This window comes from Pseudomonas sp. I2 (assembly GCF_040984075.1).
In the GTDB taxonomy this organism is placed as follows: domain Bacteria; phylum Pseudomonadota; class Gammaproteobacteria; order Pseudomonadales; family Pseudomonadaceae; genus Aquipseudomonas; species Aquipseudomonas guariconensis_B.
The window spans coordinates 1-427 of record NZ_JBCGFQ010000179.1; the positions used below are offsets into that span (position 1 = coordinate 1).

1 pseudogene is annotated in these 427 nt (G+C 62.8%); it reads left to right on the forward strand.

From position 1 onward, the window contains the following. A pseudogene (locus WCE05_RS26150) lies at positions 1–427 on the forward strand (trifunctional transcriptional regulator/proline dehydrogenase/L-glutamate gamma-semialdehyde dehydrogenase); the annotation flags it as partial.

Sequence of the window (427 nt, forward strand, 5' to 3'; positions counted from 1 at the left end):
GGGTGGCGCTGATGTGCCTGGCGGAAGCCCTGCTGCGTATTCCGGATAAAGCCACCCGCGATGCGCTGATCCGCGACAAAATCAGCAACGGCAACTGGCAGTCGCACATCGGCCGCAGCCCGTCGCTGTTCGTCAACGCCGCCACCTGGGGGCTGCTGTTCACCGGAAAACTGGTGTCGACCCATAACGAGACCAGCCTCTCCCGCTCCCTGAACCGCATCATCGGCAAGAGCGGCGAACCGCTGATCCGCAAAGGCGTGGATATGGCGATGCGCCTGATGGGCGAGCAGTTCGTCACCGGGGAAACCATCGCCGAAGCGCTGGCCAACGCCCGCAAGCTGGAAGAAAAAGGGTTCCGCTACTCCTACGATATGCTCGGCGAAGCCGCCCTGACCGCCGCTGACGCCCAGGCCTATATGGTTTCTTA